The organism is Pseudomonas sp. BF-R-30, assembly GCF_019956175.1.
Taxonomy (GTDB): Bacteria; Pseudomonadota; Gammaproteobacteria; order Pseudomonadales; family Pseudomonadaceae; genus Aquipseudomonas; species Aquipseudomonas jessenii.
The window spans coordinates 76,827-103,775 of the sequence record NZ_JAHBDE010000007.1; the positions used below are offsets into that span (position 1 = coordinate 76,827).

Here is a 26,949-nt window from a genome sequence, read left to right on the forward strand (position 1 = left end):
GACATCCGGTAATATCCCGGTTTTGCAATTGCCCGCGAATCAGTCCACCCTGCGCGCCGCCGATTGGGCGCGTGGCCTTTGCGCCAGCGGCCAATCCCATTTTTACCCGCTGTTACGAGCCTGCTGTCATGACCTTAGCGCGCGATCACCGGATCGACTTTTTTCGTGGTCTGGCACTGATCTTCATCTTTTGGGATCACGTGCCCCACAACCCTTTGGGGCAAATCACCCTGCGTAACTTCGGTTTCAGCGATGCAGCCGAGGTCTTCGTGTTTCTGGCAGGTTTCGCATCCGTATTGGCGTACGGCAAAGTCCTGGCGCGCGAAGGCTTTCTGATCGCCTGCGTAAAAATCCTGCGCCGGGCGTGGGTGCTCTACGTGGTGCATATCTTCCTGCTGGCGATGCTGATGGGCATTGTGTTTTTCGCCAACAGCCATGTGGAAACACGGGATCTGGTGGAAGAAATGGGCATGCATCACTTCATCAGCAACCCGCAGCAGGCCCTGATCGATGAACTGCTGTTGCGCTTCAAGCCGAACCTGATGGACCCGTTGCCGCTGTACATCGTGCTGTTGGCGGGCTTGCCCCTGGTGCTGCCGCTGCTGGTGCGCAAGGCCTGGGTGGTGGTCTCGATGTCATTGGCGCTGTACCTGATGGTGCCGCTGGCTGGCTGGAACCTGGCGGCCATCAAGGACGGCGTGTGGTATTTCAACCCGGTCGCCTGGCAGCTGCTGTTCGTACTCGGCGGTGCCGCTGCGATTCACAGCCAGCGCCCGCGCCCGCCCCAGACCCGCCCATTGGTTCGCCAGCCGTTGTTTGTCGGTGCGGCGCTGTATGTCGTGGTCGCGGGTGTGTTGACCGTGCTGTGGCGTTGGCCGGACCTACACGATGCCGTGGTGCCGGCGAGCCTGCAAAACATCCTGTACCCCATCAGCAAGACCGACCTTTCCCCCGTGCGCCTGCTGCATTTTCTCGCACTGGCCTACGTCACGGCGAAACTGATTCCCGACAGCGGATGGACACAAAACTGGCTCGCGCAGCAAAGTTGCCGCATGGGCCGTTTCTCGCTGGAGATTTTCTGTCTGGGCGTTCTGCTGGCGCCATTGGCGGACATGGTCAATGCGCTGACCGACGATGCTTTTGCCATGCAGATTTTCACGGCGTTGGTGGGTGCCGGGTTGATGGCGTTGCTGGCGACCTGGCTTGAGTTCAACAAGCGCTTGACTGGTCCAAAGCAGGTGGTAGTCGCTTGACTGATACCTGTGGCGAGGGGGCTTGCCCCCGTTCGGCTGCGAAGCAGTCGCAAATCCGATATTTGCGGTGTGTCTGGCACAACTTTAGGGCCTGATCTAGGGACTGCTTTGCAGTCCAACGGGGGCAAGCCCCCTCGCCACAAAAGCCCCGGTTCGCAGATAAATGACTTTCAACAAAAAGCCCCGGCCAATCGACCGGGGCTTTGGCTTTTCAAGCGTTACAACTTACGAAACCGAACGCACCGCACCTTGCGAAACATTGGTCGGTTGCAGCTTGAACACGTAGAACAGCACCGTCAGCAGCACCAGGAACGCAGGCCCCACATACAGCGCCACGCGGGTGTCCGGGAAGTACGCCATCAGGCCGACCACCAGCACCAGGAACGCCAGCGCCAGGTACGAACTGACCGGGTACAGCCACATGCGATATTTCAGGCCGGCCGCTTCGCTGGCGCTCAGGCCTTTGCGGAATTTCAGCTGGGCCAGCAGGATCATCACCCAGGTCCAGATCGCGCCGAAGGTGGCAATTGCCGTCACCCAGACAAATACCTTTTCCGGCACCAGATAGTTCAGCAGTACGCCCAACAGCAACGCGCCAATCGACAGCAGCAATGCACGACGCGGCACGCCGTTGTTCGAGGTCTTGGCAAAGCCCGCCGGAGCCTGGCCGTTCTGCGCCAGGCTGTAGAGCATGCGCCCGGTGCTGAAGATGCCACCGTTGCAGGACGACAACGCCGCGGTGATCACCACGAAGTTGATGATGCCGGCGGCGGTCTTGATGCCCAGCCGCTCGAACGTCATCACGAACGGGCTGCCCTGGGTGCCGATTTCGTTCCAAGGGTAGATCGACAGGATCACGAACAGCGCACCGACGTAGAACAGCAGGATGCGCCAGAACACCGAGCCGATCGCGTTCGGAATGGTCTTCTGCGGGTTCTTCGCTTCACCGGCGGTCAGGCCGATCATCTCCACGCCCAGGTAGGCGAACATCACCATTTGCAGCGACATCAACACACCCTGTACACCGTTGGGCATGAAGCCGCCGTGGGTCCACAGGTTGGAAATACCCAGGGCCACGCCGTCGTTGCCGAAACCGAAGGCGATGATGCCGATGCCGCCGAGCACCATCGCAATGATGGTGACGATCTTGATCAAGGCAAACCAGAACTCGAACTCACCGAAGGCCTTGACCGCGATCAGGTTGATCGAGCCCATGCTGATCAACGCAGCAAGCGCCCAGATCCAGCGTGGTACATCGGGGAACCAGATACCCATGTACACCGCCACGGCAGTGATTTCCGCGACGCAGGTCACCAGCCACAGGAACCAGTAGTTCCAGCCGGTCAGGAAGCCCGCCAGCGGGCCGAGGTAGTCTTGGGCGTAACGGCTGAACGAGCCGGCGACCGGATTGTGCACGGCCATCTCACCGAGAGCGCGCATGATCACCAGGATCGCCAGACCGCCAATGATGTAAGACAGCATGATGGCCGGACCGGCCATTTCGATGGCCTTGGCCGAGCCCAGGAACAGGCCGACGCCGATACAGGCACCGAGTGCCATCAGTCGAATATGCCGCTCGCCGAGTTCACGTTTGAGCGGACCGCCCTGAGCGGTCTCGCCTTGGGGCAGGTGATTGCCTACGGGCATGGGGGACAACCTCGTCTTGTTATTGGATATGACCACCGAGTGGCGAAGCGCTGACCGATAAGCCATCGCGTCCCGAACCGGTTCTGCTTCGTGGGCAGAGTCGTCTTGTAGGAAAAACCCGCAAGATCAGTGGGAAAAACGGCGCCGAGTATTGCACAACAATGGTGCATCGTCATGCCCCTGCCAAAGTCGTACTTACCCTCGAAAAGGCTCTACTTCAGCCATTACAGACCGCCCCCACGCCTCAGCCACAGCAGCACCTGTGGCGAGGGGGCTTGCCCCCGTTCGGCTGCGAAGCAGTCGCAAAACAGGTGAACACGGTGTTTCAGACAATCACCAGTCGCAAGTTTTAGCGCTGCTTCGCAGCGCAACGGGGGCAAGCCCCCTCGTCACAAAAACAACAACAGCTTTCTCGCGCCGTCATTCCTTCACAGGTATCAGAGCTTTCACTCAACACATGCAGATCTACCCTGGACAACCGGGTACTAGCCTTGAATGTGCAATTGATATCCTCAAGGGAAGCAATGGAATGCCAACTCAACCCAACTCCCACCGCTTGCGTCTGGGCCGATATTCCGAGAGCGGTCGGGCATATCTCATCACCGCCGTTGTTCATGGTCGCCAACCGATCTTTTCGGATTGGCATTTGGGACGCTTACTTGTTTCAGAACTACGTCGAGCTCATGAAACCAACGTAGTGAACTCCATCGCATGGGTGGTCATGCCCGATCACTTTCATTGGCTGATGCAGTTGGAGGAAGGCAATCTTGGGCGTGTCATCGGTGCCATCAAGTCACGTTGCACCCGTGAAGTGAACGAAATCACTGGCCGCCGTGGCCCACTCTGGCAAACCGGCTACCACGACCGGGCCATTCGCGATGGAGAAGATCTTCTGCCGTTCGCTCGCTACATCGTTGCCAATCCACTCAGGGCGGGACTTGTGGATAAAATTGGCGACTACCCTCTCTGGGATGCGTGCTGGCTGTAAACGGACGCCCCTGCACCAAACACTTTGTGGCGAGGGGGCTTGCCCCCGTTGGACTGCGAAGCAGGCCCCTCAATCAGGCAACCACTGTTGTATCAGACACACCGCAAATACCGGATTTACGACTGCTTTGCAGCCGAACGGGGGCAAGCCCCCTCGCCACAAGTGCTTCAATCAGCCTGATTATCGGTGCGTCCGTGCATCATTTTGCCCTTCACATTTTCTTCACCCTCGCCAACCACCGTCTAAGCTTGAGTCAAGTCCGATCAATCTGCGTGAATGGATCAGTCGACTATGGGCGCTTTGTGGCAAACCGATTCGAGTAAAACCGTGGTTCCGAATGAAAGTGAGGATGAAGCGCCGTTACCTGAAAAACCCCGTCGTTCCAGACACGGATGGGGGGCGTTCTGGCTATTGCTGTTGATTATCGCGATTGTCGTGGGGCTGGCCGCCATGAGGGAGATGCGCACCTCGAAGTTCCAGGCCCGGGAAGTCAGCAAATACGCCGCGTCACTGAGCTATGAGCTCAAACCCGGCCCCAGCGATGCGATTCGCTATCCGGGGGAAGGTCCATTCGATCGGCGCCTGGGCTACAGCTCATTGGGTGAGTTCCTGCCGCGCCTGATCAAGCGCAATTTCATCGTTGAGGCGCAAACCCGCTTTTCTCCGGCGTTGCTGAAGTACAGCGACAAGGGCCTGTTCGTGCCTTATGCCGAGAAAATCCAGGCCGGGCTGTCGATCACCGACTGCCGCGCAGCGCCGCTGTACCAGTACCACTATCCGCAGCAGCTTTATTCAACCTTTGACTCGATCCCGCCGGTGGTGGTCAACAGCCTGCTGTTCATCGAAAACCGCTTCCTGCTCGACCCCAGGCAACCGCTGGCCAACCCGGCGGTGGACTGGCCGCGGTTCGGCATGGCGGCCTGGTCCCAGTTGGCGAAGATGTTGCACGTGCCCGGCCAATCCGCCGGTGGCAGTACCCTGGCCACGCAGTTGGAGAAGTATCGGCATTCCCCCGATGGCTTGACGGTCAATGGCGCGGAAAAGATTCGCCAGATGGTTTCCGCCACCGTACGCGCCTATCAGGCCGGGCCACAAACCCTCGAAATCCGGCAGAACGTGGTTCGTGACTACCTCAACAGCGTGCCGTTGTCAGCTGTACCGGGCCACGGTGAAGTGCACGGCATGGCTGAAGGGTTGCGCGTGTGGTACGGCTCCGACTTCAAACAGGCCAACGAAGCGTTGTCCAGCACCGCTACGGATCCAAAAACCATGGCGGAAAAAGGCCTGGCCCTGCGTGAAATGCTGTCGTTGATGATTGCCCAGCGCCGCCCGTCGCACTACCTGACCAAGGGTCACGATGAACTGGCCGACCTCACCGACAGCCATATACGCCTGCTGGCGCAAAACCATGTGATCGACGCCGAGTTCGCCGCCGCCGCCCTGGCCAGCAAAGTGATCTACCGCGACTGGGCCACCCAGCCGACCATTCAACCGATTGAAACCAACAAGGGCATCAGTGTCGCGCGCAGCCGTCTGGCCGGCATGCTCAATCGTCCGCTGTATGACCTCGACCGCCTTGACCTCTCCGCCACCAGCACCCTGCAAGGCCAGTTGCAAAGCGAGGCCACCGAGTACCTGAAAAAACTGGCCGACCCTGAGTTTGCCACGCAAATCGGCCTGATCGGCGAACGCCTCCTGACCACCACCAGCACCACCCAGGTACGCTACAGCTTCACTTTGTTCGAACTGACCCCGGACGGCTCGCGGGTGCGGGTGCAGACCGACAGCACCGACCAGCCATTCGACATCAACGAAGGCAGCAAACTGGAACTGGGCTCCACCGCGAAAATGCGTGTGCTGACCACCTACCTGCAAATCATCGCCGAGTTGCACGACAAATACGCCGGCATGGCCGTTCCGGAGCTGAAGAAAGTCGACGTGCCGGACCAGGATCGCCTGAGCCGCTGGGCGGTCGACTACCTGATCGAGAACAAGGACCGCGATCTGCAAAAAATGCTTGGCGCCGCCCTGGACCGCAAATACTCCGCCGGCCCCGGCGAGGCGTTTTTCACCGGGGGTGGCCTGCACACGTTCCACAACTTCCGCAAGGAAGACAACGGCCGGATACCGCCCCTGCGCGACGCCCTGCGCGAATCGATCAACCTGCCGTTCATTCGCCTGATGCGTGACCTGGTGCGCTACACCACCTACTCCGGCCCGAACAGCAGTGCCGAACTGCTCAAGGATGACCGCAACCCGCGGCGTCAGGAGTACCTGGCCGAATTCGCCGACCGCGAGGGCACTTCGTTCCTGCTCAAGTTCTGGAAGAAATACAAGAACAAGGACACCCAGGACCGCCTCGACACCTTCCTCGACAGCATGCGCCCGACCCCGATCCGCATGGCCGCCGTGCACCGCTACCTGCTGCCGCAGGCCAGCCAGGAAAGCTTCAACGCCTTTGTGCGCTCGCACCTCAAGGGCGCCAAGCTCACGGAAAAGCTCACCGACGAACGTCTTGTGCGGCTCTACGAGGCCTACGGTCCAGGCTCCTACGACTTGCCGGACCAGGGTTTCATCGCCAAGGTCCACCCCCTGGACCTGTGGCTGATGGGCTACCTGCTCAATCACCCCGACGCCAAGTGGGGCGACATCGTCAAAGCCAGCCAGTTCGAGCGCCAGGAGGTCTATAGCTGGCTGTTCAAAAGCCGGCACAAGGGCGCCCGCGACAGTCGCATCCGCACCATGCTGGAGATCGAAGCGTTCCTCGACATCCACCAGCGCTGGCAGAAAGTCGGCTATCCGTTCGACCACCTGGTACCGTCGCTGGCCACCGCTATCGGCAGCTCCGGCGACCGTCCCGCAGCCCTGGCCGAATTGATCGGCACCATCCTCAACGATGGCGTGCGCATGCCGACCCTGCGCATTGACAGCCTGCATTTTGCCGCGAACACCCCCTTTGAAACCCAACTGATCAATGACCCGGACGTCGGCAAACGGGTGATGCCGTCCGAAGTAGCCACCGCCATGCGCGAGGCCCTGTCGCAAGTCGTCGATGCCGGTACCGCCAAACGCGTGGCCGGCAGTTTCAAGCTGCCCGACGGCAGCCCGCTGGCGATGGGAGGCAAGACCGGTACCGGTGACAACCGCATCGAGGCCATCGGGTCCGGTGGGCGAATCTTGAGTTCCAAATCGCTCAACCGCACGGCGACCTTCGTGTTTTACATAGGCGATCACCATTTCGGCACCCTGACGGCGTTCGTGCCAGGCCGCTCGGCGGAAAGCTTTACCTTCACCTCGGCGTTACCCGTGCAGGTGCTCAAGGGCATGGCGCCGATCCTGACGCCGTACCTGCAACCGGGCACCCATACGATGTGCCAGCCAACCGAGGTGACGGCGGGCCGCTGAGCGAGCTCAACGAATTGGAACGATGGCGGTAGATATGTATTTTTCACTCTTGAATTTTGCGAGGCGGGAGGTGGCAACAACTCCGATTCAAACCAATTTTTGCGCTTTTATTGGGCAACATGCTTACCTAGTCTGGTCGTCCCCGGTACTGATCAAAGGACGATCAAACAATGCCCATTACCCCCTCGGCGATTCAAGGATCAGACCCGATCGCCATCGCCCCATTCGATAAAAGCGTCCACTACCAACAGGTCAGGAAGGCGATTCCTTCCTGGTTGCTGAACACCTCTCCATCCCGTGTCGATGCGCTGAAATCCAGCAGGCTGACGCTGCCCGACTGGCACAGGACCGCGTCGACAACCGCTCACCGCAAGTTGAAACAAGCCGTCCAGCTCAGCTGGACCTCGCAGAACACCTTGGATCAGGCTCTACGCGATCTTCTGGATATTTCCGCCTTTGCCAAACCCCTGCTGCAACAAGCGCTGAGGGACCGCTTCGGCGTCGAAGACGATGTCGAGGAAACCTGGCTGCGCCTGTATGCCCCGGCGAAGACGGCCTGGTGGGTGCATGACTTTTCCGCAGGAACCACCAGCCGTACCATCTCGCTGCTGGATGCCGCCCTGCACAACTTTTCCCGGGACGAAGCGTTCACCCAGGACTCCGAGTTCATCACCCGCCCCGACGCACGCGGGCATTTCAACGTCAAACACCTCAAGCACAAACTGAGCATCGAGCAGTTCAAGTCCGTGTGTCGCGAACTGGACATCGGCACCCGCTATCAACAGCACCTGCAAGACACTTTAAAGCCGAGCGACAAAGCGGCGAGCAATGTCCTGCGCCACAAAGTCATTCTCAGCCAGAAAAGCGCACTGAATGTCGCCGCGCAAATGGCCCTGATGAAGCACGACATCGACCAGGAAGCCTTCGACGTAGTGCAAGGCATGCTCGAGGATCGTTCGCGGCTGAAGTGGAACGGCAAACCTGTCGACTATCACAACCTGGCAATGATGGACACGCGCCTGAACGGCATCATCCTGATCACCACCGATACCACCAGCGCCACCGCCCCGACCCCGGTGATTGCCTATGTTCCCCATGATCCGCTGCACCCGCTCAAGCAATACACCTCCTCACTGGAATTCATGGCTGAACTGACGCGCCAGTTGCGCGATGGCGCATCCGCCAACAGCTATCAACAGTTCTTCAGCCAGTTCGTGCCCCATGAGCAACGCGGGCATTTTTTCGCCGGGTTGAACGCGCGTCTGAGCACGGTGAAATGGCAACCGGCGCCAGCAGGTTCCAACTTGCCGAGCTGGCGTGAAACGCCTGTGGATAAACCCGATCTGCAATTCAGTGTGTCGAGCATCAAGACCGACCGAGAGACGATCTTCAATAACGATCTGTGGGGCTACCGCTACCGGCAGACCCTCAACAAGGTTTTCAACGACGCCCGGGAAATCGCCATCTCCACCGAATACGCCGACCGCATGGCCCGCTGGGCCTGGTGGGACAACCTGGAAAAAATACTCTCGGACATCCTCAACATTGCCTTGCAGGTGGCGACACAGTTGGTGCCTGGACTGGGCCAACTGATGCTGGCGTACACGGCCTATCAAATGACCGAAGGCGTGGTCGAGGGCCTTGTCGACCTGGCCGAGGGACGCCTGGCCGAGGCCGCTGAGCAGATCCTCGGCGTGCTGGAAAGCGTCGTCCAGTTGGGCGCGTTCGCGGCGGGAGGCGCCGTCGGCAATGTTGCACAGACGAAGCTTTCGCCGTTTTTCGAAGGCTTGAAACCGGTACAATTGGCCAACGGTGAAGCGCGTTTGTGGAACCCTGACCTCAGCCCCTATGAACGCGCCGATGTGGCGTTGCCCGCGGACGCCCAGCCTGATGACCAAGGCATTCACCAGTATCAGGGCCGGCGCATAGTGCGCCTGAACGATCAACACTTCGAAGTGCTGCAAGACCCGGTCACAGGGCAACAACGCATCCGCCATCCGCAGCGTTTCGACGCTTACGCACCGACCCTGCGCCACAATGGCCGTGGGGCATGGGTCTGCGAAACGGAAAACCCGCGGGAGTGGGAAGGTTCGACCCTGATGCGCCGACTCGGCCACAGCACCGATGGTTTCAACGATGAACAACTGGAGCAGATTCGCCAGATCAGCGGCACCGATGAGGCCGAGCTGCGCAGGGTGCATGTTGAAAGCGCCCCGCCGCCACCGCTGCTGACCGACACCCTGCAACGCCTGGCTTCACCGGCCATTGCACCCGCTGTGTTGTCCCCTGAGATTGCGCCGCTGTTCAGCGAATTCCCGGAGCTGCCCGCGACCGTTGCGGAACACATCGTCGAAGGGGCCAGTGCCACGGAAGACCAGCACATCACCCAGAAAAAACGCCTGCCCCTGCGCCTGAAAACCCAGGCCCGTGAGCTGCAATTCGAGACCCGGGCGGTGCGGGCGGCCCAGGGTTTGTACCCGAGCGCGTCAATCACGCCCGAGACCGAGCGCCTGGTGCTGGGCACTTTGCGCTTTAACACCGATACCTTCGGCGACCTGCGCCTCGAAATTCGTCAGGGCACATTCGATGGCGAGTTGCGTTACAGCGTCGGCCCCGATGACGCCACGCGGGTGCGGGTGTTGATTCGCGATGATGCCGGGCAATATCAGGTGCGTGATGGCGAGGATCAGCCGATCCACGAAGCCGATGACTTTTTCGAAGCTGTCCTGCAGGCCACGCAGGAGAATGGAAAAAACAGCCTGGGCTACAAACCGGGGGATGCTGAACTGCTCAGGGAATGGGTCATGGTCAAATCGGCATCACCGAGCGAACGCCGCACCGTACTCGCCGACCCGCCCGTTCGCCCGGTGGCCGAGCATGAAACGATGCTGCTGGTGCGTGGAGGCGGACTCAGCAAGGAAGGCAAAACACTGCACGAACGCATTCGGGATCTGCATCCGCATTTCAGCGAGGCTGAAGTCGACAACTTCGCCACTGCCCTGACCGCAGAGGGCGAGCCGCTGAAGCTACTGGAGGAACAGGAAAACGATCTCAACCAGTTGCGCAATCTCATCGATTTGTGGGAGGCGCAGTCCGCCGGGCTGGATGCCGATAATCCGATTCCTTTGCGCAGTGTTAAACGACACATTGCCGAGCGTTTACTCGCCTGTTTCGAACGAAAAAATACCGAGCTCGGCAGCCGCACCGAACTTCATGGCTATGCGCTGGATTTATCAAGGGAACTGCTTCCGATAGATCTGGAGTCCGAATGGCCGAAACGACCGCAACTGAAAAGGTTTCTGGACAAGGTCACCATCCTGAAACTCGATAACACACTGTTTTCCGCCAAGGCGAATGGCTTACTGAAAGATTTCCCCCACCTGCGCGAACTCAGCGCCAATCGCTGCTACCTGACGCAACTGCCGGAAAACATCGGCGCCATGCATCGGCTCGAACGCCTGCGTTTGAGTAACAATCAAATCGCGCTGGACGCCGCCGCCGTCGAGCAACTCAAACCCCTGACCTTTCTGGAAATTCTGCGTCTGGACAAAAATCCTCTGGGCAGGCCTGCCGACATCTCGCGAATGCCTCGGCTGAAGGTCGTCGGGCTGCGCAACACGGGCATTACTACCTGGCCCGAAGGTACGCTGAGCAAACCCAGGCCCCGCGGTTTTCTGCTGGATCTGCGGGACAATCCGATCAGCCTGATCCCCGAGGTGGTACCCGGCTCACCGCAGGCCTGGGTTGTGGCGCGCACCCGGCTGGACGTCGGCAACCTGTCGGATATCAACCAGGTTCACTATCAGGAGATTCGCCGCTCGGTGGCGCTGCCTCCGGAGCCCATCGTGCCCTACAACAGCCAGGCGGACTGGGTGGTCAATTCCAACTACAGCGCGGACCACTGGAACGACGTACCCGGCTGGGGTGTCGACCGGGCCAATCTCTGGTCAGAGCTGGTCGATGAACCCCAGGCCGAGCGCTTCCTGACCGTGTTGCTCGATACCCGCCTGAGCCGCGACTTCCAGGCCGGCGGCCCGGCCCGGGATCAACTGGTGCGACGTGTCTGGCGCATGCTCGATGCCGTCTACGTCGACACGCCTCTGCGGGAGAGGCTGTTCACCATGGCCGTCGCGCCGGTGGATTGCGCCGACGCCGGTGCGCAGTTGTTCAATCACATGGGCATTGATGTGCTCGCCTATGAGGCCCACGCGTATTCCACTGACCCGGTGCAGCTGGAGCAGAAGCTGGTGACCCTGGCCAAAGGCGCCGCACGGCTGGAACAGGTTAACGACATTGCCCGTGCCGATGTCGCCAGTCGTGGCGGCAACCCGGACGAAGTCGAGGTCTACCTGGCCTATCAGACCGGTTTGGCACAACGCCTCGACTTGCCCTGGCAATCGAAGGGCATGCTGTTCCGGGCGGTGTCCGGCGTCACGGATGCAATGATCGATCAAGCCTATGACACGGTGCTGGCCCTGGGTGAAGGCGATGGTCTGGTCGACCGAATGCTCGAACAGGATTTTTGGCAAAACCATTTGAATGAACGCCATGCGACCGAAATGCAAGCCAACAAACGTCGCTATCAGGGCCTGTCGGATCAACTGGACACCTTGCGCGATACACAGCGCGAATGGGTCGAGTCGAAGTCGGAGGATCAGCGCGCCGCATTGCGCAGCCGACTCAGGGAACTGATGAACGACCTGCCGGCGCCGGACACGGTGGTCTTTGCCGATGAGCCGTTCAGCGATGCAATTTTTGATCGCCTGCTGGTCGACCTGGGTGACGACGAGAAAGAACTGTCCAGGCACTTGACCCGTCAAGCCATGAAGCGCGCCGGCCAGTAAAAAGCCTAAACATGAGTGTCAGGCGGCATTGATGCTGGATGTGCCTGCCTCATCGTCGGATCGCCGCCCGGACCAAGCTCGCTCCCACAGGGGATCGGTGGTCGCCACAAGATCTGTGTACGACACCCATCCATTGTGGGGGCTGGCCTGCCAGCGATGGCGGCAGTCCCGGGCATCAGACTTCGGAATCCCAGATCACGGTGACGCCGCCGAAATACTGTTTTGGCGCCCCAGGCAAAAAAAAGTGATCGGGCTTCTCAAGTTCGAAGTGCAACGTGCCCGGCTTACGATCCACATAGTGGCCGGGCTGAAAAGTCACGGCCCCGCTTTCAGTCACCAGTTCCTGACGCTGGACCGGTCTTCCGGCGCTATCGGTCAAGCCACCAGGCAAGCTCACACTGACTTTCAATGGAGCGCTGAGCATCGAATCCCGATCAGCCATAAAGCAGACCCGTCCATCGCTGATTGAGCACTGCAAAAACATTTTAAAACGAGAACTGGCCGAGATATTGAAGGTCTGGTCGCGGAACAACCGCACCGGTTTACGCCCCGCCTGCAACCAGCCCTGCCAGCCACCGGCTGGTACCAACTGGACTTTCTCGCCACCGGGCGGGATGTCGACCTTGAGGGTGTGCTGAACGTCGAGGTTGAAGTTCATGGTCAACACCGAACTGCTCGGCAGCATGACATCGCCGAAATCGAAGTCGCCGTTGGGACCGACCGTATAGGTCAGCGAACCAGTGTAGTTGCCTGCCAGCATGCCCAACGGATTGGGCGTGACCAGTTCATAGGAAAAATCCAGATGCTCGTAGCGCAACCATGGAACATCGAACCTGGCCTGTTTATTACACGCGGCATGGACCGGTGTTTTCCAGAAAAAACCATAGGAGGTGGGGTAGTAGTAACCCACGCCACTGTCAAGGCACGGCGACGGAGCGTTCACCCAACTCGTCCCCCACAACCGGTAGTGAGCATTCCGGGAGTCAGCGTTGGTGTCCCCTGTCAACGTCCGAACATCCTCGGTGACATACTTGGAGCCCACCCCGGTAATCCGCATTCTTACCTGCTCCACCGCTCCGGATTCATGACGTACTGACAGCTCACGCCATTGTGCTGGCACCGTGATTGTTGCGCCCTGGCGCGGTGATGCATGGTTGGCCGGGATCGCTTGGGTGGACTCGAATCGAATCGGGACTTGCAGGCTGAACGTCTTGTGTTCTTCACATTGCCCCGGATACAGCTGACAGTAGCCACTGGGCGGCGTGGTGTTCTTGAATTGATTGATGTGCGGATAGGCCGAGTCGGGCTTGAACAAGGCAGTGATTGAAACGTCTTGCGCCAACGCCTGGGGCATCAGCCACCACACAATTAAAAGACTCCATAACCATAAAAGCCTCGTTGAAAACAAAACACCTGTAACACTCATCTGTACCCATCTCCGAAAAGCCGCCCTGTTCCCTGGGAGGCGATATCCACTCGACATTCAAACGCTGCAACACCCGTTAGCACCGAGAATCACTGTGGGAGCGAGCTTGCTCGCGATGAGGCCGGCACCTTCAGCATCCATGGCGCCTGACACTCCGCCATCGCGAGCAGGCTCGCTCCCACATTTTTGATCCCTGCCAAAAACAGATCAGGGTGCCGCGGCACTGAAAATCAACTGAACCGTGCCGTAATAAGTGCCCGGTTTATAACCACCGGCCGGCTCTTTCGGCTGGATTTCCAAAGCAAAGCGCCCGCCTGCCATGGCCTGCGCCGCCGACACCACTTCGCGCGGGGTCGCATCGTGGCTCAGCTCCTGGCCATTGAAGGTGACCCGCAAGTAGATGTTCTGGTCCTCCCGCCCGTTGAACAGATAGGGCTCGGCGTCCAGCCGCGCTTCGATCGCACTGGTGTCGTGCTTGACGTCGAAATTCTTGCGCAACCCTTCGAGCTTCGACGTGTTGCGATTCCACGGCAGGGTCTGTTCCAGATGAATCCAGTTCGTCTCGGCCGGTAGCACGTAAAAGCCCAGGGTCGGAATATCCGCCCACACTTCGAACGTGCGCTCTTCCCGTGCCGCGAAAGCCTGGGCACACGCCATCACGCCCACACAGAGGGCGAAGGCCGATTGCTTGATCATGTCAGTTACCTGTTGCGTAAAAGAAAGCGGCGAGTCGACCCGCCTTTGGCGGTGTTACTGGCTGGCAACGCGCAACGCTTTTTTGTCGGCGCCTTCGATCAGGTTGAAGCGGTATTCCCGACCGGGTTTCTTCTCGAACTCGAACGACTTGCCCGCCAGCACGTGATGCTTGGTGGTCGGCTCGCACTCGGTTTCATTCTTCAGCGAGCAATTGCGAAACTCATCGATCACCACCACGGTGTTGCCGTTGTTGCGCAGTCGGTAAACACCGGCGCTGTCATCGATCACACTGTCGAAACGGCTGTTCCTGGGACGGACAAAAAACACTGTGCCAAACCCGGTCATCACGTTGACCCCCGCCGACAGGTTCTCCTTGTAGGTTTCGCGCTCTTCACTGGACACCGCAAAGTCGTCTTCCTTTTCCGGTACCACCGGCACGAAGCGCACGCGGAAATAACGTTCGGTGTCACGGGCGCCCAAGTGCAGCAAACGCGTGCCCTGCATGCCATTGGCCGGCACGATCAGCCGTGCGGGGCTGGCCATCAAGCCATCCCGACCGCTGCCATCCGCTTGCGTTGCGACCGGTATCTCGCGGTGTGTGCCATCGGCGTCGTAGATGATTTCCAGGATGTTGACCTTGACGAACGCGGTGCTGTCGCCGCTGTTGAACACGCGTTTGAGGTAGGTGCTCTTGTCGCCGTCCAGATAGTCATACACCGTTCCGACGTTGATCTGCGGACCGGCCTGAACCGCCAGAGAAAAACCGCTCAAACCCAACAGCAACCACAGACGTTTCATACCCTTGAACCTCATGACATTGAACACAACACAGGCGCGGTCCATCGATTGGCGGCCCATCAGATTTCCGAATCCCAGATCACGGTGACTTTGCCCTTGTAGAAAGGGCCCGCACCGGGCGACAGCATGAATTCCATCTGTCTCTGCGGTACCTCGAAGTGCAGGACACCCGGCGCCCTGTCGACGTAGAAGCCCGGCTGGAAATACAACGCATTGGCGGCACCCGATCGCATTCGCATCCGCTTGACGGGCTGCCCGCTCATGTCGATCAGGCCATTGGGCAGGGTGACAAAGACCTGCAGCTCTACCCCACGCTTGGAGACACGGTCATCGAGCATGCAGTCGTAGGCAGTGCTCCACTCACACTCCATGTACATCTTGAAACGCGAGGAGGCCGAGATATTGAAGGTCTGGTCGCGGAACAGCCGCACAGGCTTGCGCCCCGCCTGCAGCCAGCTCTGCCAGCCACCGGCCGGCGTCAACTGGACTTTCTCGCCACCAGGCGGGATGTCGACCTTGAGGGTGTGCTGAACGTCGAGGTTGAAGTTCAGGGTCAACACCGAGTCGTTCGGAATCATCAGGTCGCCGAAATCGAAATCGCCCATGGGGCCGACGCTGTAACTCAGCGAGCCGGTGTAGTGCCCTGCTGACATCTTCAACGGATCAGGGGTCTCCAGCTCGTAGGCGAAATCCAGGTAATCGAAACGCAACCACGGGACGTTGTACTTCGCCTGTTTTGCACAAGCGCCCGCCCAGGGAGTTTTCCAGAAAAACTCATAGAAATTGGTGTTGTAAAAACCACTGCCTGTGTACTCACACGGCGGTGGCGCGTACACCCAACTCGAGCCCCACAAGCGATTGTGGGCAATCTGATAGTTTTCGGCGCCCCCCACGAGCTCCTTCACGTCATCGGTCACGACACGAGTGCCAATGCCGGCGATGCGTATCCGCACCCTTTGAGGGTCGCCGGTGGCTTCGTGTATTACCGTAAGGTCACGCCATTGCGCCGGTGCCCTCAACATCGCCCCTTGTCGTTGGGAGGCATGATTGGCCATGATCGGCGCCCGTGAATTGAGTTGAATCGGCACCTGCAAACTGAATAAATCGTCGCCTTCGCACTGCTGCGCATGACTTTGGCAGTAGCCGCTGGGCGGCGTGGTATTCATGAACTTGTTGAGGTGCGGATGCGATGAGTCCGGCTTGAACAACGCCGTGATCGTTGCCTCATGGGCCTCGACCTGGCTGGCGACTGCACACGCAAGCAAGGCCCCCAGCCACCAATGGTCGTTGCGTGAAATGAAAGAACGCGAGACGTTCATGTAGACCTGACCTCCGATAACCAGATTCAACTACGGGCCGCTCAGCCAGCCGTTTCGGCGTTGTGGGTGGCGTCCGCCAGGGTGTCCGGCGAACAGCGCAAATCACCGATCATCAGCACGTTGTTTTCACTGCGGTGTTTGTCGGTATCGAGGCGGAACTGGCACAACAACTGGTCGGCATAACGCACTTCCAGGGTCGGCGAGCCGGCGTTCATTTCCATCGAGAAGAAGCCATCCACCTCGCTGACCCCACGGCTGGCGTGGTTGATCACGTGGTGGCCCTTGAGCGGCCGCCCCTGCGGATCGAGCAGACGTCCGAGCACGGTCAGGGTTTTCATCACCCGCACCTTGCGGTACTCCACGCCCCCCTTGTTCAGGTGGTAGCGGGTACGCGAAGGTTCGATGCTGGCCGCCGGCACGTGATTGCCTTCGAAGTCGAAGCTCACCGAACTGTTTTTGTAGGCCGTGAGCGGAATGAAATTGCGCCCCGGCCGCAGGGCTGCGCTGCCACCACTGAGGTCGTCTGCGCGCAAGGCGATATCGTCGATGTCGGACTCGACGTCGACAATCATCCCGGCGCCGCGCCCTTGATGCTGGCTGGTCAACGCCATGCGCTGCGCGCCGACCACCAGCGTGCTGTCGAGGTTCACGCCACCGGTGAAGTTGTCGTTGAACGAAGAGCGTTGAATGAAACCGTCGCCATTGATGGCGTCGGTGCGAAAGTTCGCCAGGCTCGACAAACCGACGCCATAAGTGTCGGTCAGCGCCGTCACCGAGACGCTCTGCAACACGTGGTCTTGCAGGTCCTTGCGGTAACCGAGCGAGGCGTTGTTGTCGCGACCGCCCTCACGGGCGGTGCGGCTGCCGATGCTGCCGGAAATCTGCTGGCCCGGACCGCCGAGCGCCATGTTGATGCTCAGGTCGACCCCGCGATTGCGCGCATCGCCGCTGCTGTAGCTGCCCGGACGGTCGAACAACGACAGGCGCCAATTGGCATCGCTGCCAAACAGCTGGGTCCGTTGGGTCCAGCCGAGGTCGACGCCGACGCCCTCGACATTGCCCTCACTGTGGGACACCCGCGCGTTGAGCGAACTCTTGCGACTGATGCGGTGGTTCAACGCCAGCGACGAGTTGCTGGTCTGGCCGGTGAACACGTTGCGTTGTCGTACGCGGGTGCCGTCGGGCAGGGTGTCATAAGTGTTGGTGGTGTCGAGCCAGCTACGGTTGTGGCTGATCACCAGACTGCCAGAGCCGTAGTTGTACAGGCCTTGCAGATCGGCGCCGGTGCCGTGGTCTTCGGTCTGGTAAAGATTGGCGTAGACGCTGGTGCTGTTGCCCAGGGTCCAGTCGATGGAGCTGCCGTACTGGAGTTTTTCGCGCACCTGGCGTGCCGACAGTCCGAGAATCACCCGCGGGTGCAGCAGATAGTTGATCGAGGCGCCCGCCGTGGCATCGCCACTGCTCTGTTGATCCCAGTTGCTCAGCAGTTTGCTTTCCTGCCCGGCAAACAGGTTGTAGCGCCAGCGCTCATCGTGGTTGCGCCAGTTGCTCGGCTTGTAGATCAGCTCCTGGGTGGTCGAGGTGATTTGACCGTCTTCGATCAACCGCACTTCCACCTCGTAAATACCGCCCGGCAATGGACGGGTGTCGAGGGTCTGCAACCCGGCTGGCACTGACTGCGTGTTGATCAGCAGGCCATCGCGATAGATTTCCACGGAACCCTGACGGTTGGCCGTGACGTAAACCGGGTACACGCTGGGTTTCGGGCTGTCGATCGCCAGACTGTCTGAGCTGCCATACATCACACCCACGGCGGTATCCGGGCTGCTGCCGAATGAGCGTGGCTGACGTGTCAGGCCTTCGGAGTTCGGGGTGAAGTACCCCAGCCGGAAAAAACTGCCCTCCAGTTCGCGCTGGGTGAAGAGCTCATGCACGGCGTGATAGGTCTTGTCGTCCGGTCCACCCAGACGCGCCAGTTGCATGTTGAAGGTCTGGCTCCAGTTGCCCAGGCTGCCGCTGGCTTCCAGACCGAAACGGCCGCCAAGGTCTTGATCCTGGCCACCGTTGAGATTGAGTTGGTTACGCACCATCAGGCCGCTGCTGCCGCCTTCCGGTTGCACGTAAAAACGCTTGGCTTCGCTGTCGCGCTCGGCATTTTCAGTGACGATCGACAGCAACGAGTTTTCCAGGCTGTAGTGAACCGCCAGCATTTGTTCCGGGCACTTCCCCGTACACGCACCCAGGGCCACGCCGGGCTTGAGGATGTCTGCCCAGGTCTGGCGCTCGCTGGCGCCGAAGCGGCTCTCACTGGTGTCGGTGAAATCGAGCAACGTCACCCGGTCATCACGAGACAACACAATCATCGCCTCGCCAAGCGGAAGCTGATCGAGTTCGACCCGAACCGCCAACGGAACGTCGAAGAAATGCTCCTCAAACTCTGCCGGCAAGCCTTTGGCCTGGGCCAGCAAACTTCGCGGCGTATTATCAACAGCAGTGGAGGCCGCAAATGCGCTGCTACATAACAGCAACGCAAGCGCTGCCGCGATGGGCGTCATCGGGAACATGAACGAGTACTCTATTTACGAAAATTTGAATCCCGGCCGACAACTTTGCGCAGTGCCGGCCGGTCACGTTACTTAAGTAAGTAAGCGCTTATAACTCTTGATCAATTTCAAGGAGTCGTTACAGGAGGAACAGCGTCAAACATCATGGTCACCGCGCCTGTGTAATCACCTGGCGCAAAAGTGGTGCCCACTGCCTTGATGTTGAGTGGTGCACGGTAGTTGACGTTGGATTCCGTTTCGCCAACCACCATCTGTGGCGTAGTGGTGAGAACTACGTTGTTGAGCGCTACTTGCAGGCCGATCTCGGTTGCACCGGAGATCAGCTTCGGCACACTTTCAAGGCTGGCGTGAACCGAACCGTTGTTGTTGCGTACGTCGAAGAAACCGTTGACCTCATCCATGGTGCCCTTGCTTGGCTGGTAGTCCATTCTCTGATCCTTGTTGACCAGATCCGGATCGACCGGTACCACGTAGAAACCGTTGGTCGGTACATGCGCGACAAGGTTAATGGAGTGACGGGCTTCACCCGCGGCAAATACGGCGGAAGAACTCAGAGCCAGAACAGCCAGAGGAGCAGCGAACGCGATTTTCTTGAACATCTTTCAGTACCTGTCTTTTAAAAGGATAAGCGCAGAAAGTTCAAGTTGAGCAAAACCGTCACGAGCAGCTATTTGCTCAGCTGAACTTTCAACGCCGAAAGATGATCGATCAATTTATCTGGAAAGTAAGCAGGAACGTTCCTGCAAGTGCGTAGCCAAAGCGCTATCACCCTGGAAAGAAAAAACCTGAAATAACTTAAAAACCAATGTCTGACTGTAAGATAAATACTACAAGCCGCACACTAACGGCAATGATAAGCAGAAACTAAAAAAGTTACTTCTGTAAGACCAATACCACAAGCCCCGCATTTAATAGGCCAAAACCCAACATTAGAGAGTTAACACTAATTTCAGGTTTTTCACCCGCACTGATTACCACTATTTTTACGGTTTTGGCGGGGTCATCGGCTCGACGCTCGGGACGGCCACCGGTCAGGGGGGGTTGCTTTCTCGTTAAGATATATCTTAAGTTGTATCTAAATACGACGAGAGAAAGCAGAAATGAGAGACCATCATTCCCCCCACCGCGAACACGGCGACGGCCGCGACGGCTTCGAGAAACGCCCCGGACGTGAGCGCGGTGGTCGCGGCCCCCGAGTCTTTGCCCCCGGTGACTTGAAATTGCTGTTGCTGGCGCTGATCGCCGAACAGCCTTGCCACGGCTACGACCTGATCCGCCAGATCGAAGGCATGTTCGACGGCACCTACAGCCCCAGCCCGGGTGTGATCTACCCGACCCTGACGTTTCTGGAAGAGAGCGAAATGATCCTGGGAGACGCCGAAGGCGGAAAAAAACGCTACAGCGTGACCGACGCCGGACGTCTGTCCTTGAAAGAGCAAGCCATCGCCCTTGAAGGTGTGCGGGTGCGCATCGATGTCAGCAAACGCTCGCTGCGCGGCCATGATCGCCCGCCCGAAATTCACGAAGCCGTGCATAACCTGCGCCACGCGCTGCAACTGCACCACGGCCGCTGGAGCAAGGAAGAAATCCAGCGCGTTGCTGTCCTGCTCAACGACACCGCTAAAGCCATCGTCGACGGCCCCGCCGTTCAACCCGTTCAGGAGAACGCCGAATGACTGAAGTCATCGCCTCAACCATTCACCGTGTCATGCACGAAATCAAACGCCGTCGCCTGGAAGTGTTGCGCGTGGTCGACCTGACTCCACGCATGCGCCGGATTACCTTGGGTGGCCCTGAATTGGCAGGTTTTGTCAGCCTCGGCACGGACGACCACGTCAAACTGTTGTTCCCGCAAAATGCCGAACAGGCCGCGGCACTGGAAACCTTGGTGCTGGGCGCCGGCAAGGACAATGGTCCGCTGCCTGAGATGCGCGACTACACCCCGCGTCGCTACGATCTGGACGCCCTGGAACTGGACATCGACTTCGTACTGCACGGCGACGGCCCTGCCTCGACCTGGGCGGCGCAGGCCCAACCGGGCCAGTTCCTGCACATCGGCGGGCCACGGGGTTCGATGATCGTGCCTGACATGTTCGACAGCTATCTGCTGATCGGCGACGAAACCGCCCTGCCCGCCATTGCCCGACGCCTCGAAGGCTTGGCAGCCAATCGCCGCGCGTTGGTGATTGTCGAAGTGGAAAACGGCAAGGAGCAGCAAGTGCTGGAGAGCGCTGCCGAGGTCAATGTGATCTGGGTACTGCGCGAAGGCGGCAAAGATCATTTGTTGAGCACCGTGCGCCAGATCCAGGTGCCAACCGGCAGCCTGTACACATGGGTGGCGACCGAGAGCAAAGTGTCGCGGCAGATTCGTCGGGTGCTGCTGGATGAGCACGGGCTGGACGAGCAGTTCGTCAAGGCGGTGGGTTACTGGAAACTGGGGGACAGTGTCGAGGAGTGATCTGCTCGCTCAATCGCTGGTTGAAGACTTTGTGGCGAGGGGGCTTGCCCCCGTTCGGCTGCGAAGCAGTCGTAAAATCTGCTGATGCGGTGTTTCAGATAAATACTCATTGCAGCTTTTAGCACTGCTTCGCAGCGCAACGGGGGCAAGCCCCCTCGCCACAATCAGCGTTCACTTCCGGGCGGCACGCCACCGATCCAGCCCAATCACCAGCAAGGCAATCACCACAAACCCCACCAACAATCCCCCGGCATTAATGAACACCTGTGGATAACCCAATTTCTCGACATCAATGAACGGGTAGGGATAAACCGCCAGCAAATGCCCGCGCAGCAGCGAATAGGCGAAGTAGACCAGCGGATAGATCACCCACAACCCGATGTGTCCCACCCGCAGCCTGCCCTTGGGCACGCAACTCCACCAATACACCAGAAACAGCAGCGGCATGACGTCGTGCAACAGTTCGTCGGCCAGCCATTGCCAGCCTTCTGGATGCCACAAGTGGCGCAGCAGCAGGTTGTAAGCGAGGCTCACCACGGCGATGCTCACGGCAATGCCACTACTGACCCACGGCTGCAAGAACCAGCGACGCGCCGCCGACTCGCGGGATGTCACTGCACAGGTCAGCACGGTCGCCACCAGGGTGTTGCTCAGCACGGTGAAATAGCTGAAAAAACTCACCAGCCCGCCGATCAGGCTGGCGCCCAGCGTCCAGCGCGAATGGAAAATCAGGTACATCTGGATGCTCAACCCCGCCCAGCCGAGCATGGCAGCCACGACCACAAAACGACGGTGTAACGCAGAAGGGTTGACCATGTTCAAAGCGGTCGTTTGGTGCGCATCAACTTCACATACAGGCGCTCGACCTTCTCCCGCGCCCACGGGGTTTTGCGCAGGAATGTCAGGCTCGACTTGATGCTCGGGTCGCTCTTGAAGCAGCGGATATCGATGCGCTCGGCCAGCCCCGACCACTCGTAGTGTTCAACCAGCGCGTTGAGGATCTGTTCCAGCGTTACGCCATGCAGCGCATCAGTGTTGTGTTCGGTCATGCCGGGCCTTCAGCGATATTGGAATGGTAAAGCCGCGCACCTTAGCCGAGGGCTTCTTCAGGTGGAAGCGATCTATCAAATGTAGGTGATCTTGGGATCCTGTAGGAGCGAGCTTGCTCGCGAAAAACGCAACGACGCCGCTGGGTATCTGGTTTGACGCGTTATCGTTCACGACCATCGCGAGCGAGCTCGTTCCTACAGGAGAACACTGTTACCAAAATTGAAAGGATGCATGTCAGCAAAAGCCCTTTCTCTATCTGTAACAGAACATTATCCTTGCGCACGCTTTAGCTGAAACGCTTCTGCCAGTCACTTCTTCCGCTCATCCCCCAGAAAAAGATCAAGAATTTCTTCCCTATGCCTGATTTGCGATTTTCGAAAGACAGCGCTGTCTTTAAGACTGTCTCTTGCCACAACGCCCTCAAACTGATCGGCGGGTTCACCGCGTTCGGCCTCGCCACGTGTGTCCAGGCTGCTCCGGCATTCGATAGCGACTCACCGTGGATGCTCGGCGACTGGAACGGCACACGTACGGAGCTGGCGGAAAAAGGCTATGACTTCAAACTGGATTACACCGGCGAAATGGGCAGCAACCTTCACGGCGGCTACGACCACGACCGCACCGCGCGCTACAGCGACCAGTTCGGCCTGGGCACCCACCTGGACTTGCAGAAGATCCTCGGCTGGGACGATGCTGAATTTCAGCTGACCATCACCGAACGCAGCGGCAACAACATCAGCAATGACCGCATCAACGACCCGCGTGTCGGTGGCTTCACCTCGGCCCAGGAAGTCTGGGGCCGCGGCCAGACCTGGCGCCTGACGCAGATGTGGTATCAGCAGAAGTTCTTCGATCAGAGCCTCGACATCAAGGTCGGCCGTTTCGGTGAGGGCGAAGACTTCAACAGCTTCCCCTGCGACTTCCAGAACCTGGCGTTCTGCGGCTCCCAGGTCGGCAACTGGGCGGGCGACATCTGGTACAACTGGCCGGTCAGCCAGTGGGCGCTGCGGGTCAAATATCACCTGACGCCAGAGTTGTACGCGCAGATCGGCGCGTATGAGCAGAACCCGTCGAACCTTGACCGCGACAACGGTTTCAAGCTCAGCGGCAGCGGCACCCAGGGCGCAGTCCTGCCGGTGGAGCTGGTGTGGACGCCGAAACTCAACGGCCTGCCGGGTGAATACCGCACCGGTTACTACTACAGCAGCGCCAACGCTACCGACGTCTACAAGGACAGCAATGGCCAGCCTGCCGCCCTGAGTGGCGAAGCCTATCGCAGCGCGTCGAGCAAACACGGCGTGTGGCTGGGCCTTCAGCAACAAGTCACCAGCCTCGCCAGCGACCACTCCCGCGGCCTGAGCCTGTTCGCCAACGGCACGATGCACGACAAGAAAACCAACGCCATCGACAACTACGTCCAGGCCGGCCTCGTCTACAAAGGCCTGCTCGATGCGCGCGCCAGGGACGACATCGGCTTTGCCATGGCCCGCGTCCACGTCAACCCGGCCTATCGCAAGAATGCCGAGGCGACCAACCAGGCCAATGTCGTTTTCGACTACGACAATCCGTCCTACCTGCCGCCCCAGGACACCGAATACAGCGCTGAACTCTATTACGGCGTGCACGTGACCAACTGGCTGACCGTGCGCCCGAACCTGCAATACATCCGCCATCCCGGTGGCGTGGACGAGGTCGATGACGCGCTGATCGGCGGGATCAAGGTCCAGTCCTCGTTCTAACCAACCACACAAAACCTTTGTAGGAGCGAGCCTGCTCGCGATGGTCGTCAACGATAACGCTGCGAGCCTGACACCACACGGCGCTCTCAGGTTCTTCGCGAGCAGGCTCGCTCCTACAAGGGACTAACCCGTTTTATCTGAACCCTGCCCGCACAAGATCGTCATCTACAGTGAACTTGCGCGGGACTACTTGAAACGTCACGGAGAATCACACTATGAGCACTGATGGTGCCTTGAGCCGAAGCCGTTTATTGCCGACCCTGCTCGGCATATTGCTTCTGCTGATGGGCCTGGCCATGCTGGCCGGGGGGATCAAGCTGAGCATGCTTGGCGGCTCGCTGTATTACCTGCTGGCCGGTATCGGCATCGCGCTGAGCGGCGTCCTGCTGATCGCTGCCCGCCGCGCGGCGCTGGGCCTGTACGCGCTGGTGCTGTTCGCCAGCACCGTTTGGGCACTGTGGGAAGTTGGCCTCGACTGGTGGCAACTGGTGCCGCGCCTGGCGCTGTGGTTCGCCCTCGGTGTGGTGATGCTGCTGCCGTGGTTCCGTCGTCCATTGCTGATCAACGGCCCTGCCCCTATGGGTACTGGCGCCTTGAGCGTGGCCGTGGTCCTGGCCGGCGCCACCGCCGTGGCCAGCCAGTTCACCCATCCGGGCGAAACCTTCGGCGAACTGGGCCGCGACAACGCGGACATGACCAGCACCGCGCCGCAGATGCCCGAAGGCGACTGGCAGGCCTATGGCCGCAGCGAATTCGGTGACCGCTACTCGCCGCTCAAGCAGATCACCCCGGCCAACGTCGGCAAGCTGCAAGAAGCCTGGCGTATCCAGACCGGCGATCTGCCAACCGCCGATGACCCGGTGGAACTGACCAACGAAAACACCCCGCTCAAGGCCAACGGCATGCTCTATGCCTGCACCGCCCATAGCAAAGTGCTGGCGCTGGACCCGGACACCGGCAAGGAACTGTGGCGTTTCGACCCGCAGATCAAGAGCCCGGTGGGCTTCAAGGGCTTCGCCCACATGACCTGCCGTGGCGTGTCGTACTACGACGAAGCCGCTTACGCCAAGTCTGAAAGCGCTGCGTCCGCCGTCATCTCCGAGGCCGGCAAAGCCGTTGCCCAGGCTTGCCCGCGTCGCCTGTACCTGCCAACCGCCGATGCACGCCTGATCGCACTCAACGCCGACACCGGCAAGATCTGCGAAGACTTCGGCACCAACGGTGTGGTTGACCTGACTCAAGGCATCGGCCCGTTCACCGCCGGCGGCTACTACTCCACCTCGCCAGCTGCGATCACCCGTGATCTGGTGATCATGGGCGGCCACGTCACCGACAACGAATCGACCAACGAGCCGTCCGGCGTGATCCGTGCCTTTGACGTACACGACGGTCATCTGGTGTGGAACTGGGACAGCAACAATCCCGACGCGACCGAACCGCTACCAGAGGGCGAACACTACAGCCGCAACTCGGCCAACATGTGGTCGCTGGCCAGCGTCGACGAAAAACTCGGCATGGTCTACCTGCCACTGGGCAACCAGACCCCTGACCAGTGGGGCGCGGACCGCACCCCGGGCGCCGAGAAATTCAGCGCCGGCTTGGTCGCGCTGGATCTGGCCACCGGCAAGGTGCGCTGGAACTACCAGTTCACTCACCACGATTTGTGGGACATGGACGTCGGCAGCCAGCCAACCCTGCTGGACATGAAAACCGCAGACGGCGTGAAACCTGCGCTGATCGCCCCGACCAAACAGGGCAGCCTGTACGTCCTCGACCGTCGTGACGGCACGCCGATCATCCCGATCCACGAAATTCCTGTGCCGCAAGGCGCGGTGAAAGGCGACCACACTGCTGCGACCCAGGCCCGTTCGGACCTGAACCTGCTGGCCCCGGAACTGACCGAAAAAGCCATGTGGGGCGCCAGCCCGTTCGATCAGATGCTGTGCCGCATCCAGTTCAAGGAACTGCGTTACGAAGGCCAGTACACCCCGCCGTCGGAACAGGGCAGCCTGATCTATCCGGGTAACGTCGGCGTCTTCAACTGGGGCGGCGTTTCGGTCGACCCGGTTCGCCAGATGCTCTTCACCAGCCCGAACTACATGGCCTTCGTCTCGAAGATGGTACCTCGCGCCGAAGTCGCGGCCGACAGCAAGCGCGAGAGCGAAACCGCGGGTGTGCAACCGAACACGGGCGCACCTTACGCGGTGATCATGCACCCGTTCATGTCGCCGTTAGGCGTACCGTGCCAGGCGCCGGCCTGGGGCTACGTGGCCGGCATCGACCTGACCACAAGCAAAGTCGTGTGGAAACGCAAGAACGGCACCAGCCGCGACAGCTCGCCATTGCCTATCGGCCTGCCACTCGGCGTGCCAAGCATGGGCGGCTCGATGGTCACCGCCGGCGGCGTCGGCTTCCTCAGTGGCACGCTGGATCAATACCTGCGCGCCTATGACGTCAACACCGGCAACGAGCTGTGGAAATCGCGCCTGCCGGCTGGCGGTCAGGCTACGCCGATGACCTACACCGGCAAGGACGGCAAACAGTACGTGCTGTTGGTCGTCGGTGGTCACGGCTCACTGGGCACCAAAATGGGTGACTATGTGATTGCTTACAAACTGTCCGAGTAAGTTTTAGCGGCAGTCAAAACAAAGGCGACGCCCGTGAGGACGTCGCCTTTTTTGTGCCACATCGCCCCCCCCCCTGTGGGAGCGGGCTTGCTCGCGAAAGCGGTGTGTCAGGCAATGCAAATGTTGTCTGGCACC

17 protein-coding genes and 1 pseudogene are annotated in these 26,949 nt (G+C 59.7%); 9 read left to right on the forward strand and 9 right to left on the reverse strand.

Going from position 1 to position 26,949, the window contains the following annotated elements; translation table 11 throughout:
- Positions 1–128: 128 nt before the first annotated feature.
- On the forward strand, positions 129–1,253 hold the full coding sequence (locus tag KGB20_RS05365) for an OpgC family protein (protein ID WP_150815098.1): 1,125 nt from the start codon (positions 129–131) through the stop codon (positions 1,251–1,253).
- Positions 1,254–1,478: 225 nt separating this feature from the next.
- Here KGB20_RS05365 and KGB20_RS05370 read toward each other — a convergent pair whose 3' ends face one another.
- Positions 1,479–2,900, reverse strand: coding sequence for an amino acid permease (locus KGB20_RS05370; RefSeq protein WP_150815099.1), 1,422 nt, complete (start codon positions 2,898–2,900; stop codon positions 1,479–1,481).
- 529 nt (positions 2,901–3,429) lie between these two features.
- Between KGB20_RS05370 and KGB20_RS05375 the strand changes: the two genes are divergently transcribed.
- The 3 genes from KGB20_RS05375 (at position 3,430) to KGB20_RS05385 (ending at position 12,137) form a co-directional block, all read left to right on the forward strand.
- A complete protein-coding gene (locus tag KGB20_RS05375) occupies positions 3,430–3,888 on the forward strand; it encodes an REP-associated tyrosine transposase (protein ID WP_150813662.1) in 459 nt (152 codons plus the stop codon).
- A 291-nt stretch (positions 3,889–4,179) separates the two neighbouring features.
- Positions 4,180–7,293 carry a transglycosylase domain-containing protein gene (locus tag KGB20_RS05380; RefSeq protein WP_150813660.1) on the forward strand — a complete coding sequence of 1,038 codons (3,114 nt, stop codon included), beginning with the start codon at positions 4,180–4,182 and terminating at the stop codon, positions 7,291–7,293.
- Positions 7,294–7,463: 170 nt separating this feature from the next.
- Entirely contained in the window at positions 7,464–12,137 is a 4,674-nt protein-coding gene (locus KGB20_RS05385) for an NEL-type E3 ubiquitin ligase domain-containing protein (RefSeq protein WP_154947061.1), read from the forward strand.
- A 175-nt stretch (positions 12,138–12,312) separates the two neighbouring features.
- Here KGB20_RS05385 and KGB20_RS05390 read toward each other — a convergent pair whose 3' ends face one another.
- The 6 genes from KGB20_RS05390 to KGB20_RS05415 form a co-directional block, all read right to left on the reverse strand.
- Positions 12,313–13,563, reverse strand: coding sequence for a hypothetical protein (locus tag KGB20_RS05390; RefSeq protein ID WP_154947060.1), 1,251 nt, complete (start codon positions 13,561–13,563; stop codon positions 12,313–12,315).
- 207 nt (positions 13,564–13,770) lie between these two features.
- Complete coding sequence (locus tag KGB20_RS05395; protein WP_154861722.1) at positions 13,771–14,259, reverse strand: CS1 type fimbrial major subunit; 489 nt, start codon at positions 14,257–14,259, stop codon at positions 13,771–13,773.
- A gap of 54 nt (positions 14,260–14,313) precedes the next feature.
- Complete coding sequence (locus KGB20_RS05400) at positions 14,314–15,057, reverse strand: molecular chaperone (RefSeq protein WP_154947059.1); 744 nt, start codon at positions 15,055–15,057, stop codon at positions 14,314–14,316.
- Positions 15,058–15,116: 59 nt separating this feature from the next.
- The gene (locus KGB20_RS05405) at positions 15,117–16,376 is read right to left on the reverse strand and encodes a hypothetical protein (RefSeq protein ID WP_191629292.1); all 1,260 of its coding nucleotides are present in this window, start codon (positions 16,374–16,376) and stop codon (positions 15,117–15,119) included.
- Positions 16,377–16,417: 41 nt separating this feature from the next.
- On the reverse strand, positions 16,418–18,940 hold the full coding sequence (locus KGB20_RS05410; RefSeq protein ID WP_223473806.1) for a TcfC E-set like domain-containing protein: 2,523 nt from the start codon (positions 18,938–18,940) through the stop codon (positions 16,418–16,420).
- Positions 18,941–19,047: 107 nt separating this feature from the next.
- On the reverse strand, positions 19,048–19,539 hold the full coding sequence (locus KGB20_RS05415; protein ID WP_150813653.1) for a CS1 type fimbrial major subunit: 492 nt from the start codon (positions 19,537–19,539) through the stop codon (positions 19,048–19,050).
- 501 nt (positions 19,540–20,040) lie between these two features.
- Here KGB20_RS05415 and KGB20_RS05420 point away from each other — a divergent pair.
- Entirely contained in the window at positions 20,041–20,616 is a 576-nt protein-coding gene (locus tag KGB20_RS05420) for a PadR family transcriptional regulator (RefSeq protein ID WP_154947057.1), read from the forward strand.
- Positions 20,613–21,398: a siderophore-interacting protein gene (locus KGB20_RS05425; RefSeq protein ID WP_154947056.1), complete on the forward strand. Its 786-nt coding sequence runs from the start codon at positions 20,613–20,615 to the stop codon at positions 21,396–21,398. The genes KGB20_RS05420 and KGB20_RS05425 overlap by 4 nt, the downstream gene beginning before the upstream one ends.
- Positions 21,399–21,569: 171 nt before the next feature.
- Here the strand turns inward: KGB20_RS05425 and KGB20_RS05430 are convergent, their stop codons facing one another.
- Entirely contained in the window at positions 21,570–22,214 is a 645-nt protein-coding gene (locus KGB20_RS05430) for a Pr6Pr family membrane protein (protein ID WP_150813650.1), read from the reverse strand.
- Positions 22,215–22,216: 2 nt separating this feature from the next.
- Complete coding sequence (locus KGB20_RS05435) at positions 22,217–22,447, reverse strand: VF530 family DNA-binding protein (RefSeq protein WP_150813649.1); 231 nt, start codon at positions 22,445–22,447, stop codon at positions 22,217–22,219.
- Between the two features lie 357 nt (positions 22,448–22,804).
- Here KGB20_RS05435 and KGB20_RS05440 point away from each other — a divergent pair, with 357 nt between their 5' ends.
- From KGB20_RS05440 to KGB20_RS05450, 3 genes and pseudogenes are all read left to right on the forward strand, one after another.
- Positions 22,805–24,187: a carbohydrate porin gene (locus KGB20_RS05440; protein WP_154861715.1), complete on the forward strand. Its 1,383-nt coding sequence runs from the start codon at positions 22,805–22,807 to the stop codon at positions 24,185–24,187.
- Positions 24,188–24,227: 40 nt separating this feature from the next.
- A pseudogene (locus KGB20_RS05445) lies at positions 24,228–24,305 on the forward strand (outer membrane lipoprotein carrier protein LolA); the annotation flags it as partial.
- Positions 24,306–24,402: 97 nt separating this feature from the next.
- On the forward strand, positions 24,403–26,814 hold the full coding sequence (locus tag KGB20_RS05450) for a glucose/quinate/shikimate family membrane-bound PQQ-dependent dehydrogenase (RefSeq protein ID WP_150813646.1): 2,412 nt from the start codon (positions 24,403–24,405) through the stop codon (positions 26,812–26,814).
- Positions 26,815–26,949 lie beyond the last annotated feature (135 nt).

Excerpts from the sequence above, each read along its gene's own strand:
- KGB20_RS05405 (WP_191629292.1), bottom strand. The coding sequence starts at position 16,376 with ATGAACGTCTCGCGTTCTTTCATTTCACGCAACGACCATTGGTGGCTG.
- KGB20_RS05430 (WP_150813650.1), bottom strand. The coding sequence starts at position 22,214 with ATGGTCAACCCTTCTGCGTTACACCGTCGTTTTGTGGTCGTGGCTGCC.
- KGB20_RS05415 (WP_150813653.1), bottom strand. The coding sequence starts at position 19,539 with ATGTTCAAGAAAATCGCGTTCGCTGCTCCTCTGGCTGTTCTGGCTCTG.
- KGB20_RS05425 (WP_154947056.1), top strand. The coding sequence starts at position 20,613 with ATGACTGAAGTCATCGCCTCAACCATTCACCGTGTCATGCACGAAATC.
- KGB20_RS05440 (WP_154861715.1), top strand. The coding sequence starts at position 22,805 with ATGCCTGATTTGCGATTTTCGAAAGACAGCGCTGTCTTTAAGACTGTC.
- KGB20_RS05420 (WP_154947057.1), top strand. The coding sequence starts at position 20,041 with ATGAGAGACCATCATTCCCCCCACCGCGAACACGGCGACGGCCGCGAC.
- KGB20_RS05390 (WP_154947060.1), bottom strand. The coding sequence starts at position 13,563 with ATGAGTGTTACAGGTGTTTTGTTTTCAACGAGGCTTTTATGGTTATGG.
- KGB20_RS05400 (WP_154947059.1), bottom strand. The coding sequence starts at position 15,057 with ATGAAACGTCTGTGGTTGCTGTTGGGTTTGAGCGGTTTTTCTCTGGCG.
- KGB20_RS05385 (WP_154947061.1), top strand. The coding sequence starts at position 7,464 with ATGCCCATTACCCCCTCGGCGATTCAAGGATCAGACCCGATCGCCATC.
- KGB20_RS05380 (WP_150813660.1), top strand. The coding sequence starts at position 4,180 with ATGGGCGCTTTGTGGCAAACCGATTCGAGTAAAACCGTGGTTCCGAAT.
- KGB20_RS05395 (WP_154861722.1), bottom strand. The coding sequence starts at position 14,259 with ATGATCAAGCAATCGGCCTTCGCCCTCTGTGTGGGCGTGATGGCGTGT.
- KGB20_RS05410 (WP_223473806.1), bottom strand. The coding sequence starts at position 18,940 with ATGTTCCCGATGACGCCCATCGCGGCAGCGCTTGCGTTGCTGTTATGT.
- KGB20_RS05435 (WP_150813649.1), bottom strand. The coding sequence starts at position 22,447 with ATGACCGAACACAACACTGATGCGCTGCATGGCGTAACGCTGGAACAG.
- KGB20_RS05375 (WP_150813662.1), top strand. The coding sequence starts at position 3,430 with ATGCCAACTCAACCCAACTCCCACCGCTTGCGTCTGGGCCGATATTCC.
- KGB20_RS05450 (WP_150813646.1), top strand. The coding sequence starts at position 24,403 with ATGAGCACTGATGGTGCCTTGAGCCGAAGCCGTTTATTGCCGACCCTG.
- KGB20_RS05365 (WP_150815098.1), top strand. The coding sequence starts at position 129 with ATGACCTTAGCGCGCGATCACCGGATCGACTTTTTTCGTGGTCTGGCA.
- KGB20_RS05370 (WP_150815099.1), bottom strand. The coding sequence starts at position 2,900 with ATGCCCGTAGGCAATCACCTGCCCCAAGGCGAGACCGCTCAGGGCGGT.